Origin of the sequence: uncultured Altibacter sp. (genome assembly GCF_963972995.1) — a bacterium.
Classification (GTDB): Bacteria; Bacteroidota; Bacteroidia; order Flavobacteriales; family Flavobacteriaceae; genus Altibacter.
Map to the genome: position 1 here is coordinate 1 of NZ_CAXAXI010000021.1, position 15,333 is coordinate 15,333.

14 protein-coding genes are annotated in these 15,333 nt (G+C 42.6%); 5 read left to right on the plus strand and 9 right to left on the minus strand.

Features of this window, described 5'->3' with window-relative positions; all coding sequences use genetic code 11:
* Positions 1-149 precede the first annotated feature (149 nt).
* Genes paaB through AACZ11_RS09480 form a run of 4 tightly spaced genes read right to left on the minus strand, consistent with a single transcriptional unit; the run spans position 150 to position 3,142 of the window.
* A complete protein-coding gene (gene paaB / locus AACZ11_RS09465; protein ID WP_339832262.1) occupies positions 150-434 on the minus strand; it encodes a 1,2-phenylacetyl-CoA epoxidase subunit PaaB in 285 nt (94 codons plus the stop codon).
* 10 nt (positions 435-444) lie between these two features.
* On the minus strand, positions 445-1,401 hold the full coding sequence (paaA, locus tag AACZ11_RS09470) for a 1,2-phenylacetyl-CoA epoxidase subunit PaaA (RefSeq protein ID WP_339832265.1): 957 nt from the start codon (positions 1,399-1,401) through the stop codon (positions 445-447).
* A gap of 32 nt (positions 1,402-1,433) precedes the next feature.
* A complete protein-coding gene (locus tag AACZ11_RS09475; protein WP_339832268.1) occupies positions 1,434-2,507 on the minus strand; it encodes a 2Fe-2S iron-sulfur cluster-binding protein in 1,074 nt (357 codons plus the stop codon).
* A 56-nt stretch (positions 2,508-2,563) separates the two neighbouring features.
* A complete protein-coding gene (locus tag AACZ11_RS09480) occupies positions 2,564-3,142 on the minus strand; it encodes a TetR/AcrR family transcriptional regulator (RefSeq protein WP_339832271.1) in 579 nt (192 codons plus the stop codon).
* 175 nt (positions 3,143-3,317) lie between these two features.
* Between AACZ11_RS09480 and AACZ11_RS09485 the strand changes: the two genes are divergently transcribed.
* Positions 3,318-5,093 carry an aromatic amino acid hydroxylase gene (locus AACZ11_RS09485; protein ID WP_339832274.1) on the plus strand — a complete coding sequence of 592 codons (1,776 nt, stop codon included), beginning with the start codon at positions 3,318-3,320 and terminating at the stop codon, positions 5,091-5,093.
* Positions 5,080-5,424 carry a rhodanese-like domain-containing protein gene (locus tag AACZ11_RS09490; RefSeq protein WP_339832276.1) on the plus strand — a complete coding sequence of 115 codons (345 nt, stop codon included), beginning with the start codon at positions 5,080-5,082 and terminating at the stop codon, positions 5,422-5,424. Before AACZ11_RS09485 ends, AACZ11_RS09490 begins: the two co-directional genes overlap by 14 nt.
* A 46-nt stretch (positions 5,425-5,470) precedes the next feature.
* Here AACZ11_RS09490 and AACZ11_RS09495 read toward each other — a convergent pair whose 3' ends face one another.
* The 4 genes from AACZ11_RS09495 to AACZ11_RS09510 form a co-directional block, all read right to left on the minus strand.
* Entirely contained in the window at positions 5,471-6,085 is a 615-nt protein-coding gene (locus AACZ11_RS09495) for a DUF4230 domain-containing protein (RefSeq protein ID WP_339832278.1), read from the minus strand.
* A 31-nt stretch (positions 6,086-6,116) separates the two neighbouring features.
* Positions 6,117-8,858, minus strand: coding sequence for a carboxypeptidase regulatory-like domain-containing protein (locus tag AACZ11_RS09500; protein ID WP_339832280.1), 2,742 nt, complete (start codon positions 8,856-8,858; stop codon positions 6,117-6,119).
* A gap of 52 nt (positions 8,859-8,910) precedes the next feature.
* The gene (locus tag AACZ11_RS09505; protein WP_290624833.1) at positions 8,911-9,801 is read right to left on the minus strand and encodes a GLPGLI family protein; all 891 of its coding nucleotides are present in this window, start codon (positions 9,799-9,801) and stop codon (positions 8,911-8,913) included.
* A gap of 102 nt (positions 9,802-9,903) precedes the next feature.
* The gene (locus AACZ11_RS09510; protein WP_290624832.1) at positions 9,904-10,728 is read right to left on the minus strand and encodes a GLPGLI family protein; all 825 of its coding nucleotides are present in this window, start codon (positions 10,726-10,728) and stop codon (positions 9,904-9,906) included.
* A 167-nt stretch (positions 10,729-10,895) separates the two neighbouring features.
* Between AACZ11_RS09510 and AACZ11_RS09515 the strand changes: the two genes are divergently transcribed.
* The 3 genes from AACZ11_RS09515 to ppk1 are packed head-to-tail and all read left to right on the plus strand — an operon-like array spanning position 10,896 to position 14,338.
* A complete protein-coding gene (locus tag AACZ11_RS09515) occupies positions 10,896-11,627 on the plus strand; it encodes a hypothetical protein (protein ID WP_290624831.1) in 732 nt (243 codons plus the stop codon).
* A gap of 5 nt (positions 11,628-11,632) precedes the next feature.
* Entirely contained in the window at positions 11,633-12,253 is a 621-nt protein-coding gene (locus tag AACZ11_RS09520) for a deoxynucleoside kinase (protein WP_290624830.1), read from the plus strand.
* Between the two features lie 51 nt (positions 12,254-12,304).
* A complete protein-coding gene (ppk1, locus tag AACZ11_RS09525) occupies positions 12,305-14,338 on the plus strand; it encodes a polyphosphate kinase 1 (protein WP_290624829.1) in 2,034 nt (677 codons plus the stop codon).
* Here ppk1 and AACZ11_RS09530 read toward each other — a convergent pair.
* A complete protein-coding gene (locus AACZ11_RS09530; protein WP_290624828.1) occupies positions 14,328-15,332 on the minus strand; it encodes a phosphatase domain-containing protein in 1,005 nt (334 codons plus the stop codon). The two genes, ppk1 and AACZ11_RS09530, sit on opposite strands and share 11 nt — an antisense overlap.
* Position 15,333: the final 1 nt, after the last annotated feature.

Below are 15,333 nucleotides of genomic sequence, written 5' to 3' on the forward strand. Positions count from 1 at the left end.
ATGTATTGATATAAAGTTTCGTTTTTCATTTGAAATAATTAAAATCGAAGTCGAAAACAAAATCGAAATCGAGTGTATTAGGTATCCTTTTTTAGAAGTGAAACAACAATACTAGATGCATCATTTTGGAATTCATCTTCGATTTCCTTCTACATGTGCTTCACTTCATCGGGCAGATCATAAAAGGTTGGGTGCCGGTAGATCTTATCCTGTGCAGGTTCAAAAAATTCACCATTGTCCTGAGGGTTGGAGGCAGTAATGTATTTACTTTCCACCACCCAAATACTCACACCTTCATTGCGACGCGTATACACATCTCTTGCGTTCTCTAATGCCATTTCGGCATCGGCGGCATGCAGACTCCCAAAATGCCTGTGTTCTAAGCCATTTTTACTTCTCACAAATACTTCCCACAAGGGCCAGTTCTTTTTCATATCTCCTTATTTAACTTGCTTTCGCTACTTTCTTAGTCTCCTGTTTTTCGGCATAAGCCATGGCCGCATCCCTAACCCAAGCTCCATTCTCCCATGCACTCACACGAGCGTTCATGCGCTCTTTGTTACAAGGACCATGCCCTTTAACCACTTGCCAGAATTCATCCCAATCGATCGGTCCGAAGTCATAATGACCCGTTTCTTCGTTGAATTTAAGATCGGGATCCGGAATAGTAAGTCCGAGCAAATCTGCTTGCGGTACTGTTTGATCGATAAATTGCTGTCGCAATTCATCATTGGTCTTTCGCTTCAATTTCCACTTCATGGATTGTTCGGTATGGACGGAAGCATCATCGGTAGGGCCTAACATCATTAGACTTGGCCACCACCATCTGTTAAGAGCATCCTGTGCCATTTCTTTCTGCTCAGGCGTACCATTACATAGTGTAAGCATAATCTCATAGCCTTGACGCTGATGGAAACTCTCTTCCTTACACACACGTACCATGGCACGTGCATAAGGTCCAAAAGAGGTGTTGCATAAAGGCACCTGATTAATGATCGCGGCTCCATCTACCAGCCATCCTATGGCGCCCATATCGGCCCAAGTGACCGTTGGGTAATTAAATATGGATGAATATTTTGCTTTGCCGCTATGCAATTGCTCATAGAGTTCGTCACGAGAGATCCCTAAGGTCTCACATGCAGAATACAAATACAGCCCGTGACCTGCTTCATCTTGTACCTTAGCAAGTAAGGCTGCTTTTCTTCTAAGAGACGGTGCACGTGTGATCCAATTCCCTTCCGGCAACATTCCTACAATTTCAGAATGCGCATGTTGGGAGATCTGACGAATATGTGTCTGTCTGTATTTCTCCGGCATCCAATCCTTAGGTTCTATCTTTTCATCACGCGCGATTCGCGCTTCAAAGATCGCTTCCAAATTTTTTACTTCATTTTCACTCATAGCTGTATGTTTGCGCCTGTACGTACAAGCTGTTATACATCAAAATCTACTTTTACACGATTGGAAGTAGGCACCGACTGGCAACTAAGCACAAAATTTTGGGCTACCTCCTTTTCTTCCAATGCGTAATTTATTTTCATCTCGACCGTTCCTTCCAAGACTTGACACTTACAGGTGCTGCATACGCCTCCTTTACAGGCGAAAGGCAGATCGGCTCCGGCCCCTAATGCTGCGTCGAGAATATTATCATAATCATTAGTCATTGTAAATTGAAATTCCTTTCCTCCATCTACAATCGTGACTTCTACACCTTCAACGTTTTGCTGTGCAAGGCGTTCGGCTCTTTTTTTATCTTCTTCGGAAAGCCCACTAACGAACAATTCAAAATGAATAAGTTCTTTAGGCAATCCCGCTTCCACCAAATAGTTGCTCACATAGTGCACCATATCTTCCGGACCACACAAGAACACTTCACTGGTGTCCGGTATATCAATAAAGGTCTTTGTTAGAACCTCCATTTTTTCATCGTCAAAACGACCATTGAACAATTCTATGTCACGCCGTTCCTTGGTGAGAAAATAATAAATTTCCAATCGGCCGAAATAGGTATTCCGAAGCTGTTCCAATGCTTCCTTAAAGATAATGGATTTGGCGGTTCTATTCACATAAAACAGCTTACAAGTTGACTGCGGTTCTAGAGCCAAATGGGTTTTAATCATAGAAAGTACAGGCGTAATTCCACTCCCTGCCGCGAAGAACAGATAATTCTTGGCTTTATCGGGATGTGCATCTACTCCAAAGGCTCCGCTGGGGGCCATGATCTCAAGAGCATCTCCGGGGGCCAAGCTGTTGTTGACGAAGGTAGAAAACTTTCCCGTGGGGATTTGCTTTACCGCCACCTTCCACTCCTCGTCAATAGGACTGGAACACAAACTGTACGAACGACGAATGTCCTCCCCGTCTATATCGGCTTTGAGGGTAAGGTGTTGCCCTTGTCTAAAGGTAAATTCCTTAGCAAGTTCCTGAGGCATATCGAACGTAATGACCGAACAATCATCTGTCTCCTTATAGATATCCTTTACTTTGATCTTATAAAACTTTGCCACGTATCTTTTGTCGTATTAGAAACACAAAACTAACGTTTGTTAGTAAGCTTTGCAAGTTAATTTTTTGTTACAATCCCATCCAGAAACACCGACACCAGATCCTTCTTTAATACGTTGACATCCAGCTTACCACGTTTCTGATACCAGAGGTAGAGCGTGCGCAGAGTGGAGAGGATCGAAAACAATATCACTTCGGGATGTCGTGGCTGTATTTCGTCCGCGTCAATTCCTTCTTTGATAATCTTTCTGAAATTTTCCTCATAATCTTCCCGCATTTGTACAAATGCCTCTACCTGTGAAGTTTCCATGTGCATCCAGTCATTATTCAGTGCTGCCAATCCTTCGGAAGCATTTACCGTAATATCGATATGAAGCTCTATAATTTCTTGTATCTTTTGTAACGGACTACTCTCTTTGTCCAATACAGCACGCATCCCGCTTGTAAACTCATGAGCAACTTCCAAGATGAGTGTAGAAAGGATCTCCTGCTTTCCGGTAATGTGATTATAGAGGCTGGCAGCCTTGATCCCCATGGCTTGCGCTATGTCCCGCATAGAAACAGCATTATACCCTTTTTCTTTAAAAAGCCGGGAGGCTACAACAATGATCTCTTCTTTTCGGGTCTGTATTTTCATGGCCATGCAAGATAGTAATTATGTAAAGAATTTGCGTTAGGGATTGCAGCAAACTACCCCGCCTTCACGAATGAGCTTCGAACAGGAAGGCGTGTAGTGCGGAAAGCCCGACCCGCTGTTTTTGAAGCTTAAAAACAGCGGGGAACGCCCAAAAAAATACTATTTTTGAAATCGTATGAACACAGTTGTTGAAACCAATGAATTGCTGGACCGGTTACCTCCGCATCTCAAGCAGTACATCAAACCACAAAATTACGATCAATATACCCCCATTAATCAAGCGGTGTGGCGGTATGTCATGCGGAAGAACGTCGATTACCTGCGTGCTGTAGCTCATGAAAGCTATCTAGGGGGATTGAAGAGGACAGGTATTTCCATAGACGAGATCCCTTCCATGTACGGCATGAACCGCATCCTAAAAGAAATTGGCTGGGCAGCGGTCGCGGTTGACGGATTTATACCGCCCAATGCCTTCATGGAATTCCAAGCGTACAAGGTCCTTGTGATCGCCAGTGATATACGACAACTCGAGAATATTGAATATACTCCTGCACCCGATATTATTCATGAGGGGGCCGGTCATGCTCCCATCATCGCGAGTCCCGACTATGCCGAATACCTGCGGCGTTTTGGTGAGATTGGTGCCAAGGCGATATCGAGCGCCCATGATATAGCCATGTATGAAGCCGTGCGTGAACTATCGATCTTGAAGGAAGCTGATGGCATTTCGGATGCTAAGATACAGGCTGCAGAAGAACGTGTAAAGGCGTTACAAGAAAAGAAAGTTGCTCCTTCTGAAATTGCCCTCATCCGAAACTTACATTGGTGGACCGTGGAATACGGTCTTGTAGGAACCGTAGAAACTCCTAAGATCTATGGTGCCGGCTTGCTCTCTTCTATTGGGGAAAGTGTTTGGTGTATGAAGGCAGAAGTGAAAAAGATCCCATATACCATAGAAGCGGCCTATCAGGATTTTGATATCACCCAACCGCAACCGCAGTTGTACGTAACACCGGATTTTGCCTATTTACAAGAAGTTTTGGAGGAGTTTGCCAATACCATGGCCGTTCGGAAAGGAGGCTGGCGCGGTCTCAAAAAATTGATTGAATCAAAACAATTGGGAACGATCGAACTAAGCACCGGCCTGCAAGTGAGTGGTCACTTTACGCGCATGATACAGAATGAAGACAATGAGGTGGTCTATTTCGAAACCGAAGGTGAAACCGCGTTGTCCTATCGTGAGAAGGAAGTGATAGGGCACGGAGTAAGTAGACACAGCAACGGTTTTCGATCTCCTTTAGGAAAATTAAAAGGAATCAATCTCGCCATTGAAAATATGGGACCGCGGGATCTTCAAGCCTATAATTTCTATGACGGAAAGCCTATTTCGTTCGAGTTTGAGAGCGGAATCACTGTGGAGGGTTTGAATGTGACGGGTATTCGAAACCTAAGAGGAGAATTGATGCTTATACAATTTACCGACTGTACGGTACGCTACAAAGATGAAACATTATTTCGACCGGATATGGGAGATTTTGATATGGCTGTTGGTAAAGAAATTCTTTCTGCATTTGCCGGAGCTGCGGACTACCGATCCTTCGACTTAGTGACGCACACAGCAAGCAGTAAAACGATTCGCGTATCCCTTTCTGAGGAAGAAAGACAGTTGAACGCCTATTATAAAGAGGTAAGGGAATTGCGTCAAACGGCCGGAATCAATGCCGCAGTTTTAGAGCGCTCGAAAGTTGGAGAACGTTTGTCCGTTATTTTCGAAACTGTACAGAAACAGTATCCGAACGATTGGCTGCTGCCTTTGGAGCTTTACGAGCTTACCAAGGACGCGCATGTCTTACAGTACTTAATACAATTAAAACAAAGAAGACCGAAAGTTTCGAACCTAATTGACGACGGATTACTTCTTATAGAGAAACAAAGCATTGGTATTAATTAACACCGTTCCTGTGAGGGACATTCGTATGGGACTATTGGATTTTATATTTGGAAATAAGGCTAAAAAAATTGAGGACTTTGTCGCTCGCGATGCGGTAATTGTAGATGTGCGATCTAAAGGGGAATACGCTTCGGGAGCAATTCCGGGGTCGAAGAATATTCCCTTGCCAACCATTTCCGGTAACGTAACTGAAATAAAGAAATGGAACAAGCCTGTAATTGTATGTTGCGCAAGTGGAGTGCGTAGCGGAAGTGCCGCTGCCATCCTAAAAAGCAACGGCATTGAAGCTATGAACGGCGGCGGCTGGCATAGTTTGAGCAAGAAGTTATAAGTGTAGAACTTCGCCTGTCTTTATGACTCTTGAGTGTCATCTTACATCAATAGGTTAACTGTTGCAGATCGGTTTCTGAAGAAATTACCTGTTCTTTGTATTGAAGGGTCCAGCCCATGGAATTAGTTAGGATATAGATCTTTTGAAGTTCGGAAATTAAGCGGTTTTGCGCATTGGTAACCAGTTCTGAAGCTTCAATCTTTTCCCGAAGCGATTTTTCTATTTTCTCTTTTATCTTATTGTAATCGGATGCTTCAAACTGATTGAAATAATCTTGTTGTACATCGTAGTACTGAATATTCGGATTGATGGACAATTCAGGCTCCGGGATGTGTGTAATGGTAACAGTCTTGTTCGCCTCATCGATCTGGGTCTTAACCGCACTAAGATCGTATGCAATGGAAGCTTTTGCATTCACCACCACCAACGCTTTCTTTCGGGCGGAGAGCACGTCTATGTAAAATTTCTTCCAATCTTCGTAAGTGAATACCTGAGCGTAGTTCCCCTCGGTCACGATAAGCTTCCCTACATTTTGCAATTGTTTTTGGATAAGCGCCGTGTTCGCTTCCAATCGCTCACGATTTTCCTTTTGATGTTCACAATACTGAAGCCCGAATACTATAAATAAAGCCAGTACAATTCCTAAAAGAATATTTCGCATTGCCAATAGTTTTTCAGAAAGATACTAAAAACTACAATTCGTATCTCACGATACACATCAAAATACGGGGGAGCACAAAATACCGGCTCGTCGTATTAAAATCTTCATTAAAACTATCGTTATTTATAAATCCGGTATCCAGCAGGTTGGTTGCCTGCAATTGAAATTCCCAGTTGCTGTCCCCTTTTTGGTAGTAGAGATCGGCATTGATAAAGGAATAGGTGTTCTCCACTGTGTTGGTATTATTGGTGTAGTTATAATAATCCCATTCGGCACTTAGCGTAAAATCTTTCAGAAAATTGATATCTGTGTTAATATACGGTCGGTGGGTACGGAAGGTTTGTTGCAGTCCTCCGTTGTCGTAATCGTTCAAAGTAAGGCGATACCCTACTTCAAAATTGGGCCAATCCTTAAAATTTGACCGCACACTCCCCCGATAATTTTGAGTAAAGCTCTCACTTTCCCGTATTTCGTCGTTCACAAGATTGTTGGATCTGTTCAAAGAAGCATTGGCCGTAAGATTAAACTGTATCTTCTTTACGGTCTTACTGAAACGGCCTACGGCCGAAAAGGTCTCATCGGGAAAATTACTGTCGATGTTGAACGGACTGCTCACTTGGTTGATCGCTATAATCTCTGAATTGCTTTTAAAACCGTTGATGCGTCTGGAATAATTTAAAGAACCGCTAATGTTGGTATAGTTGAAGAGATTAAAACTGAAGTAGGTAAGATTGTAATTGTGTGACAGAGCATTCTCCAAGAATCGGTTCCCTCGAAACAATCGGTTGTAGTTATTAAATACAAAGGCTTGAGCGTAGTCGTTCACATCGGTATATTGCGCATTGATGCTGTAATTGAACCGCAGACTTTCACTTTTCTTAAGCTCAAGGATCACATTGACATCCGGCAGGAGCGTCCAATCATTTTGAGTGATGATAGTGCCCAGTTGTTCGTTCTTCACATTATAGTTATGAAGGGTGAGACCGGGTGTAACTATAAACTTCCCTGTTTTTACCTTGTAATGCAATCCTAAAAATGCATCGGTAAAACCAAAGGCCACATCGTTATTGAAATCGGATGCAGTAAACGGATTCACAGCACCATTATCCAAAATTTGAAAGATTCCGGAGTTGAATTTTTGATGACTCAAGGTACTTCCCAGCGTTACATTCAAATTACTGGTATTGTTTAGCACATAATAATAATCGATCTTGGCATCGAGCTTACTGGTTACTACATTTCGGGTCTGATTGATATTGTACCGATTGGCCGGCTGCAACGGATTGAAGGTCTCGTTGGTAGGGTTACTGGGATCAAACATTGTAAATATTCCCCGAAACGGAATAGAGTCCTGTACAGCTCTGTAAAATGGATCCTCGTCCTGGTAGAGATGTTGCACTTGTGCCGCAAAAATATTCTTCTCATCCAGCGTATAATAGATGTTGGCGTTTTGATTGACCGATACGGGTTTATTCTCCTTTACTTCGGAAATGTTATTCGTACGACCCATGACCGTAGAACGCGTGGTGTCGTCTTCGGTTTGTTCTGAAGTTTTCAGCAAGGCATCGTAATCCATCTGAAAGTTCACGTTGGGTTTATACACCCCGCTAAGTTTCAACATCGCTAATTTACTTTGTTGATCGCTCACTGCATTCGTATTTTCGGTAGCTCCGGATGCAATGTACTGCCGTATGGAATTGTTAACGATATTGGTACTATTGTCTGAAAGTATCGCAAATCCGCTTAGATCCAATGTCTCGGTGGCCGCCCAGCTAAAGTTTCCCGCCAAAAACTTCGTCTCGATGGCATTGGCTCTATTGTTCTGTGCTACGGCAAACCCCAAGTCACTTTCGCTGATCTCGAAATTGGTACCTCCACCGCGATTGAAGTTTCTAAATCCACCCGTAAAATTAAAGTAATCCCGAAACGTAAAAGGCACTTCGCCGATATTATTGAAGTCTGTAATAAAATTAAGACTGTATTTCGGACTGTAATAAAATAGTTTCGGATGCACTAGATATCCCGCTTCATCTTCTCCTACTGTACCGCCTCCGGCGGTCACTTCCCCGAACCAAAAGTTCTTTTTGCCTTCTTTCAGCTTGATATTGATCGCGACGTTGTCCTGATCGTTCCCTAAGCCTCGCATTTGATCTACCTCATTGTAATTGCGCAGCACTTCCACCTTGTCCACCGCATCGGCCGGGATATTTTTGGTCGCTAGTTTAGAATCACCGTCAAAGAAATCCTTTCCTTCCACCATGACCTTGGTCACAGCCTTGCCCTCCACTTCGATCTCCCCTTCGTCGTTTACTTCTACCCCCGGCAATTTCTTCATCACATCCCCCAGCTTTCGCTCTTCTCCGGTTGTGAACGAATCGGCGTTATAGACAATGGTATCGCCTTTAACGGTTACGGGCATTTCATAAACAATCTCCACACCCTCGAGTTCATCTGCTATGGAATTCAGAATAAAATCCTGTTGCACAGGTTCAGCCTCTGCTGCAATTGTAAGCTCGTATACGCTCGTCTCATAGCCCAAAAAACTGGCGCGAAGCACATAGGTATTGTTTATGGGTAATTCCAGTTGATAGCGCCCTTCGTAATTGGTAATAGCATATGCTTCTATGTCACCGGATTCTTTTACGGCAGCGATCACATTGGCAAATTCGAGGGGTTCGCCAATGCTGTCCTTGATAAACCCGCGTACCTTTACGCTTTGTGCCGAAAGCGATACGGAAAAGAGGAGCAGCACTGCCCCGAAAAGGATTCTCATAGTTGGTTGGTGTAATATTGGTTCATTAGGCTATTTGCTGAAGCATTAATTATTACCCACCAAAGCGCATCCCGCCACCGCGTCTTCCGCCGCCACGAAAATTCTCGCGCATCTCATCGGTCTTCTCTTTTACAATTTGGTTGAATTCTGCCCGTGTTACTTCCTTTCCTTTAGTAAGAGGCTCTATAACTTCGGCGGCTTTAGGGTTCATAACGATCTTTGAACACAGCAATGTGGTTCTATACACGTTCAATTCTAAGATGAGGCCCGGCAATCCTGCGTACTCTGCAGGACCATTCCCTACGGGAATTTGTGGGGTGAACCACGCCGTAATGATCACTTCTTTAGGAATCTCAACCTGCTCCCAAGGATCCTCATTTTCGGTCTTTGTAGAATCCTTCAATGCTTCTCCCTCTTTCTTTTCATTGGCCTCACGATCCCTTTTTCGAGGACGGGCCATACTAATATCGTTGGGATCGATCTTTTTAATGGCAGTCGCTTTGAATGCGATATACTGGCCTATTTGTTTTGATTCTTTTTCGACGGTCCACTCCAAAGAGGTTAGAGAATCCTTTATAAGAAATTGTTTTCCGAAGAACTCTCGCTCTTCCAACAGTAAGTTCTTCTCGATGTTCTTATACTGGGGACCTGCCGAAAAACTACTCATCATCATACCAAAACCGGCATTACCGGCGCCTGCTTCCAGTTTTTCTTCTTCTTTGTAAATAGACTCAGTATTGTTGAAGGTAAGAATATAGGTCTTTTCCAACATACTACGCATGCGCTCTGCGATCTGTTTTTTTATATCCTCACTCATTTCTCGCCCTCCAAAATTGTCCATATCTATGGTAGTTTTAGATTCGTAATAAGCCTGACCGCTAATGTTTTGAGCAAATGTGGTTATGGAACAGCAAACAAGTGCCAGAAAAATAAATACTTTCATAGTTTACATATTAGGATATACTGTTAGGTACCAAAATACACATTTTGTTACACGATCCTTCGACTATTATTTATTTATAAGGTTTAACAGCGCTCCATGGCTCTAACCACCAATGCGAATTTGAACATTATTGCCTTTCTCACGGCGCCCGCTACTTTGGAACTGCTCTAACATTTCTTTAGATTTCTTATCCCGTATTATATCATATTCTACTTGGCTTACCTCCTTACCAGCTTTTGGACGCTGGAGATCAATGCCTTTCTCCGGGTTCAGGACGATTTTTGAGCAAAGGATGGTTAGATCGCCATCATTAACTTCCAAGATCAAACCCGGAAGCCCCCAATATGTGTCGGGTCCGTGTGGTACCGGAATATCCAAGGTATACCACGCTGTTGTTATTTGATTCTTCTTAACTTCCAGCAGACTATCGGTAGCACTATCGAAAATCTGTTCGGTCACTTCACGGGTATAAGTGGCCTTAAAGCAGGTGTATTCCCCAATGTTCTTGACATCCTTTTGCAATTTCCATTTGGGTTTCTCAAGGGTGTCGCGTATTAAGAAAGGTTTGCTCATGATCTCCGTTTCATTGAGATATAGGTTCTCTGCTATATTTCGATACAATATATCCGTGGTCCCTTGCACTACAATATTGATCCCGCCGGAAGATGCTGCCTGTGGTTTCTCAAGACTTTTAATTTCTTTATAAAGTGCTTCGTTGGCTGTAAAAGTAAGTGCATACTCCTTCTGAAATTGTCTCCTCACTTGGGCTGCCAACTGTGCCTTTATTGCATCTGAGGAGTCATCGCTCAGTTTTAAATCAACTTTTCTGTCTGTCTTATATGTCGCGATCCCACTGAAATCCTGTGCGGCGAGCGTTCCCAGAGCAAAAAGGAGGCAAAATAGCGATAGTTCTAGTTTTATGAGCATAATTGTATCGTTGGTGTTGGTAAAAGGACGATCGATTTTTTTAAGCGTTACAAGTTACAAACATTCTATTATAGCCGTTCATTTTGTACCTTGTGGTCCCTATGAAACTATTCGCTTTTCTATTTTTTATCTCAGTTCCATGTCTTTTTAGCCAGGAATTGAAACCTGTGGCCACGTTACCGTTGCAAGCCGACAAATTTATTGGGTTTGACAATTACAAGCAACTCTATTTTATTAAAGACAATATTCTCCACAAGCAAGGTTCGGAAGGTGTGTATGTATACAGTGATTTCCAATTAGGAAAAATTGCTTCGGTGGATATTATCAATCCATTAAAGATTGTAATCTTTTACGAAACAGTAAATACCGTAGTCTTTGTTGACAACAGATTGAATGAGATCGAGCGGATCAACTTCAACAATCTACCTCAATTCGTAACTGTTAGTACCGCCACCAATGCCGGAAATAACCTTCTTTGGATATTTAATGTAGATACCCAACAACTCGAGTTGTTCGATTATCGCAGTAACAGGAAGACCATCGTTTCGCAACCTTTTTCGGGGAAATTGCTATCGCAGGCCAGTAATTTCAATTATTGTTTTATGTTAACCGAACGTATGTTACGCGCTTTCAACGTCTACGGAAGCTTGCTTTCGGAAATGGAAGCCATGAATTTCGAAAAGATCATTCAGCAGAACGAAAAGGTGTTGGCCCTCAAAGCGAATGCGTTGTATACGATACAGATGCTTCCGAAGGAAAATTCAGAAAAAACCATTCATCCCATAAAAATTGAACTGCCCGAAAACCCTATAAAAGACTTGCAGCTTAGTCAAGATTTACTGTATATTTATGACGGAATTAATATTCTCACTTTTTCACTAACACCACCTAAGCAGTAAGATTTATGCACGTCGCGATCGCAGGGAACATAGGCTCCGGAAAAACCACCTTAACGCGTTTACTGGCAAAACATTATAAATGGAAAGCCCATTTTGAGGATGTAGAGGATAACCCGTACCTTGACGATTTCTACAACCAAATGGAACGCTGGTCTTTTAACCTTCAGATCTATTTCTTAAACAGTAGGTTTAGACAAATCCTCGATATACGCAAGAGCGGGAAAGACATTGTACAGGATCGCACCATCTATGAAGACGCCTATATCTTTGCGCCAAATCTCCATGCCATGGGTCTTATGACCAACAGGGACTATGAAAATTACCGCTCGTTGTTCGATCTTATGGAAAGTGTTACCGAAGGTCCGGACCTGTTGATCTATCTTCGAAGTTCTATACCAAATCTGGTGAATCAGATCCACAAGCGAGGACGCGAATATGAAAATTCCATAAGCATCGACTATCTAAGCCGTTTGAACGAACGCTATGAAGCTTGGGTGCATGAATACGACAAAGGTAATTTGATCGTGCTCGATGTCGACAGTCTTGATTTTGTTGACAATCCGGAGCATCTGGGGGAAGTCATAAACAAGATCGATGCAGAGCTGCACGGTTTATTTAAAACTTAACATTTCTCTTACACTTGACTGCCTTTTTAATCGCTTACTTTGCGGTGACTTATGGCATCACTCTACAACACCAAATACTATCATCGTGACCTGTCTTGGCTGCGATTCAACCATCGGGTCCTTCAGGAAGCTGCAGACAAAAGAAATCCCCTGTTCGAACGCATCAAATTCTTAGCGATCTACTCTTCGAATCTGGACGAATTTTTCAGGGTGCGCGTTTCAGATATACGACAAATAAAAAATGTTGAAAAGCCGCTTCGGAAAAAATTGATCACCAAACCGAACAAGGTGCTTCGTGAGATCAAAAAACAAGTGGATCTGCAACAAGATGAGTTTGGCCAAATCTTTCAGAAGCAAATAATCCCTGCCTTGGAACAAGAGAATATCTTCTTGATCCATCACAAGCAGTTTACCGCAACTCAAAAGGAAATTGCTAAATCGTATTATTGTGACACGCTGAAAGATTCCCTAAACGCCAAAAAGTTCGATTTCAAACATTCAGATCCCATATTTGTAGAGAATGAAGCACTGTATCTCGCCGGTATCGTTTCAGAGACTCAATACCAGTTAGTCGAGATCCCAAAAGATGAACCGCGGTTCTTTGTTTTTCCGAAGATACAAGGAAAGTACTACATTACCTTTATCGATGATATTTTAAAGTACAACCTCAACCAGACCCCGGAAAAGGAAGAAAAAACCACCTATTATTGTATAAAGATCTCCAGAGATGCAGAATTGTACATCGAGGATGAGTTCTCAGGAAATCTAAAAGATAAGATTGAAAAATCGCTCCCAAAGCGGGCCACGGGTCAGGCCACACGAGTGCTCGTAGATAGTGCAATGCCAAAGACGTTTGTAGAAACGCTCAAGAATGCGTTGGATGCAAGTACTGCCGACATTGTTTTGGGTGGGCCTTATCATAATTTCAAGGATTTTTTCGAGTTTCCCAACCCTACCCATAAAGATCTGTCGAACACTCCTTTAGCGCCGCTCCCACATCCTGTCTTGAAAGAACCTTCAATACTGAAAGCGATCGAAAAGAAAGATCACTTATTACATTACCCGTATCAGTCTTTCGAACCTGTGATACAATTGATCGAAGAAGCGGCAGACGATCCGCATGTCACAAAAATAAAAATCACCATCTATCGCGCGGCCAGTGAATCCCGGTTGAACGATGCGATAACCAAAGCTGCCAAGAACGGAAAAAAAGTGACCGTGTTCATTGAGGTAAAAGCGCGCTTTGATGAACACAATAATTTAAAATGGGGTGCCATCTTCGAAAAGAACGGTGCCAAGGTAATCTATAGTTACCCGGACATTAAAGTACATTCTAAGATCCTGTATATTGAGCGAGACGAAGAGGAAAAACCGAAACGCTATGCCTACATAGCTACCGGAAATTTCAATGAAAAAACGGCTACCTTATACACTGACTTTGGTCTAATGACTGCTCATTCGAAGATCACGAAAGAGCTCAACAAAGTTTTTTTGGTGCTTGAACGTACTATCATTGTACCCAAAACCAAAAGATTGCTGGTTTCCCCTTTCACCTCGCGTGTAAAATTCACCGAACTGGTCAATAACGAGATCGAATTCGCCCAGGCCGGAAAAGAAAGTCATATTCTTTTGAAAATGAACAGTCTGGAAGACAAAGACATGATAAAATTGTTGTACCGCGCCAGTAATGCAGGAGTGAATGTACAATTGCTCATTCGCGGGATCTGTTCGTTGGTTCCGGGGATAAAAGGACAGAGTGAGAACATTACGGTAACCTCCATTGTCGATCGCTTTTTAGAGCATGGACGCGTATATATTTTTGGAAACAATGGGGAGGAAATCGTCTATATTGGTTCTGCCGATTGGATGACGCGTAATCTAAATCATAGGATAGAAGTGGTGACCCCAATTTACGATCAAAATCACAAGAAAACTATTAAAGACCTCCTGCAAATTCAATTAAGAGATAACGTAAAGGCCCGAATTATCGATGCCGACCAGAACAATAACTACGTTCCGCATAACAAACCTGAAGTTCAGGCGCAATTGGCGACGTACGATTATTTTCAAGAATCTATTCAATAAATCCCAGAGAGCGAGCATGCACAATGGCCTCTGCACTGTCCTCTACCAGAAGTGCCGGGGTTGTCTTATATTCTGAAAACAGGCTCTTTACCCGTAAGACCTTCTTTTTGTGTTTTACACTTCTTAAATAGATCGCTAAGATGCGATCTGGAAATTTTTCCGCTATTTCTATGTAAATATCGGCATCATGCTCTCCACTGTCTCCTACCAAAATAAATTTCATCGCAGGATACGTGGTAAGAATATCTAGAATCTCTTTTTGTTTCTGTGGTTTTTCTGAAGGATCTTTCTTTCCAAACGGTCTTGGTAAATTCCGAAGCAGGATGGGTCCCTTCGGAAAATTGTTCGTTTTCAAGAACAGTTCTAAATATCGGTAAAGATTCCAAGGACTGTGACTCGCATAGAACATGGGGTTCGCACTTGCACCATCCCTGCCGCGATGTAACAGGTGATAGAATTTTGATGCGCCTTCCAAGGGCGACCTGCTTTCCGCATTTCTAAAAAAGGTATTAAAGACCAGTTTCAACTTTAAAAATGAAGCGACACCGGTATGTATAATCGTATCGTCAATGTCACTCACCACCCCGAATCCCGGATTGCTATCCGGAATTAGGACGTCGCCGGGAAATCGATTGTTATTCTTTATGACCCAACCCGGGTGCTCATCTTCAAAGGCCAGTTCTATGTGTAACCAATGCTCTTCATTGCACAGCGGTGTTAGGCCATGGATGGTTTCTGAAAATTTAAAATAGCCTTTCGCATCGGTAGTGGTGTAAAATATCCTGTCATCGGGAAGTTTGATCCTGAGTTTTGTATGTGCTACCTCATCGGTTTCAAAACGTTTGATAGAATTTTTCAGTAGACTGAAAAAACCTTTTTTTGAAAGGTTTATATTCTCATCTTCCAATGCTCTTCCGCGTATATACAGATGGTCGTCTGTGCCATAGCTTTGGAAAACGATAATTTGAAGCGGATCTTTCTTGAACCATCCCATA

What these genes read in the sequence shown, in the direction of transcription:
- paaB (WP_339832262.1), bottom strand. Translation starts at nt 434, where the DNA reads ATGAAAAAGAACTGGCCCTTGTGGGAAGTATTTGTGAGAAGTAAAAAT.
- paaA (WP_339832265.1), bottom strand. Translation starts at nt 1,401, where the DNA reads ATGAGTGAAAATGAAGTAAAAAATTTGGAAGCGATCTTTGAAGCGCGA.
- AACZ11_RS09480 (WP_339832271.1), bottom strand. Translation starts at nt 3,142, where the DNA reads ATGAAAATACAGACCCGAAAAGAAGAGATCATTGTTGTAGCCTCCCGG.
- AACZ11_RS09485 (WP_339832274.1), top strand. Translation starts at nt 3,318, where the DNA reads ATGAACACAGTTGTTGAAACCAATGAATTGCTGGACCGGTTACCTCCG.
- AACZ11_RS09495 (WP_339832278.1), bottom strand. Translation starts at nt 6,085, where the DNA reads ATGCGAAATATTCTTTTAGGAATTGTACTGGCTTTATTTATAGTATTC.
- AACZ11_RS09500 (WP_339832280.1), bottom strand. Translation starts at nt 8,858, where the DNA reads ATGAGAATCCTTTTCGGGGCAGTGCTGCTCCTCTTTTCCGTATCGCTT.
- AACZ11_RS09505 (WP_290624833.1), bottom strand. Translation starts at nt 9,801, where the DNA reads ATGAAAGTATTTATTTTTCTGGCACTTGTTTGCTGTTCCATAACCACA.
- AACZ11_RS09510 (WP_290624832.1), bottom strand. Translation starts at nt 10,728, where the DNA reads ATGCTCATAAAACTAGAACTATCGCTATTTTGCCTCCTTTTTGCTCTG.
- AACZ11_RS09520 (WP_290624830.1), top strand. Translation starts at nt 11,633, where the DNA reads ATGCACGTCGCGATCGCAGGGAACATAGGCTCCGGAAAAACCACCTTA.
- ppk1 (WP_290624829.1), top strand. Translation starts at nt 12,305, where the DNA reads ATGGCATCACTCTACAACACCAAATACTATCATCGTGACCTGTCTTGG.
- AACZ11_RS09530 (WP_290624828.1), bottom strand. Translation starts at nt 15,332, where the DNA reads ATGGGATGGTTCAAGAAAGATCCGCTTCAAATTATCGTTTTCCAAAGC.